Genomic DNA, 2,156 nt, shown 5'->3' on the forward strand with positions numbered 1-2,156 from the left:
GTAGGCGATTTCCTCGGGGCAGCACACTTTCAGGCCCTGCCGCCGCTCGATGGTGGCAATGAAGTTGGAGGCCTCCACCAGCGAGTCGTGGGTGCCCGTGTCCAGCCAGGCATAGCCGCGGCCAAGCTGTTCGAGCATCAGCGAACTGTCCTCGAGGTAACAGCGATTGAGGTCGGTGATCTCCAGTTCGCCGCGCGGCGAGGGCTTGAGGTCCGCGGCGTAATCGCATACACGCCCATCGTAGAAGTACAGGCCGGTCACGGCGTAGTTGGAGCGTGGTTTGGCGGGCTTTTCCTCCAGCCCGATCACCCGGCCCTGCTGGTTGAACTCGGCCACGCCGTAGCGTTCGGGATCGTCCACGTAATACCCGAAGACCGTGGCGCCACGGCGCCGGGCGGCGGCGCGGCGCAGCAGCTCGGTCAGGCCGTGCCCGTAGAACAGGTTGTCGCCCAGGATCAGGCAGCTGGGCTTGCCGTCGACAAACTGGCGACCGATCAAGAACGCCTGCGCCAGGCCGTCCGGCGAGGGCTGCACGGCGTACTCGATCTCGATGCCCCACTGCGAGCCATCGCCCAGCAGCCGCTGGAACAGGGCCTGCTCGTGCGGCGTGTTGATCATCAGCACCTTGCGGATGCCGGCCAGCATCAGGGTGGCCAGCGGGTAGTAGATCATCGGCTTGTCGTACACCGGCATCAGCTGCTTGCTGACCGCCTGGGTGATCGGGTACAGCCGGGTGCCGGAACCGCCGGCCAGGATGATGCCGCGCGTGGTGCTCATGCGTGTGCTCCTTCGCCGAGGCGTTGCATGCGGTAGCTTCCGTCCAGCACATGCCGCACCCAGGCCTGATGGTCCAGATACCAGTCCACGGTGCGCTGCATGCCCGAGTCAAAGCTCTCGCTGGGCGTCCAGTCCAGCTCGCGACGGATCTTCCCGGCGTCGATGGCGTAGCGGCGGTCGTGGCCGGGACGGTCCTTGACGAAGGTGATCAGCTGCTCGCGTGGACGGCCATCGGCCAGGGGCTGGCGCGCATCCAGCAGCGCGCAAAGCGTCTTGACCACGGTCAGGTTCTCGCGCTCGGCATGGCCGCCGACGTTGTAGGTTTCGCCCACGCGCCCGGACTCCAGCACCCGGCGAATCGCAGCGCAGTGGTCGCCGACAAACAGCCAGTCGCGCACGTTGCGGCCGTCGCCGTACACGGGCAGGGCCTCGCCGGCCAGCGCCTTGTGCAGCACCAGCGGGACCAGCTTCTCGGGAAACTGGTAGGGGCCGTAGTTGTTGGAGCAGTTGGTGGTCAGCACCGGCAGGCCGTAGGTGTGGTGGAAGGCTCGCACCAAGTGGTCCGAGGCCGCCTTGGAGGCCGAGTACGGCGAATTGGGCGCGTACGGCGTGTCCTCGCGGAACATGCCCTCGTCGCCGAGCGAGCCGTAGACCTCGTCGGTGGACACATGCAGGAAGCGGAAGTCCTCGCGTGCAGGACCCTCCAGCGCACGCCAGTAGTCGCGCGCCGTTTCCAGCAGGGCCAGGGTGCCGACCACGTTGGTCTGCACGAATTCGGCCGGACCGTCGATGGAGCGATCCACGTGCGATTCAGCAGCAAAGTTGACGATGGCGTCGGGTCGATGTTCGCGCAACAGCCGCTCGACCAGCGTGCGGTCACCAATGTCGCCGTGCACGAAAACATGTCCCGGGTGTTCGCGCAGCGTGGCCAGCGTCTCAGGATTGCCGGCGTAGGTCAGTTTGTCCAGGTTCACCACGCGCAGGCCGTCTGCGATGGCCTGCAACACGAAGTTGCCTCCAATGAAACCGGCGCCGCCGGTGACCAGAAGAGTTTTCATTCAGCTCAAGTCCCTATGTTCTGTGATCAATGGCAGGTAAAAGACAGATGCAGTATCCGATCATGCACGAAGTCGCATTGCGGGCAACTCCATCATGCAGACATGCAGCGCCAGCGCGATTCACGCTGCAGATGCGGCGCGTGCTTCCAATGCCACCACGGCCGGCAGCGCCTTGCCTTCGAGAAACTCGAGGAACGCACCGCCGCCGGTGGAAATATAGGACATGCCGTCCTCGACGCCGTACTTGTCCACCGCAGCCAGGGTGTCACCACCGCCAGCAATGGAGTAGGCGTCGGATGCGGCGATGGCACGGGCCAGGGT

At 65.3% G+C, this 2,156-nt stretch carries 3 protein-coding genes; all 3 read right to left on the bottom strand.

What is annotated here, in order from left to right; translation table 11 throughout:
* Positions 1-777, bottom strand: a 777-nt coding sequence (gene rfbA, locus PF446_RS07145; protein ID WP_298070617.1) for a glucose-1-phosphate thymidylyltransferase RfbA, incomplete at its 3' end; no start/stop codon positions are given.
* A complete protein-coding gene (gene rfbB, locus PF446_RS07150; protein WP_298070618.1) occupies positions 774-1,835 on the bottom strand; it encodes a dTDP-glucose 4,6-dehydratase in 1,062 nt (353 codons plus the stop codon). The genes rfbB and rfbA, both read right to left, overlap by 4 nt.
* Before the next feature lie 120 nt (positions 1,836-1,955).
* Positions 1,956-2,156, bottom strand: a 201-nt coding sequence (pgk, locus tag PF446_RS07155; RefSeq protein ID WP_298070619.1) for a phosphoglycerate kinase, incomplete at its 5' end; no start/stop codon positions are given.

It is taken from the genome of Oleiagrimonas sp. (assembly GCF_027858935.1).
GTDB lineage: Bacteria > Pseudomonadota > Gammaproteobacteria > Xanthomonadales > Rhodanobacteraceae > Oleiagrimonas.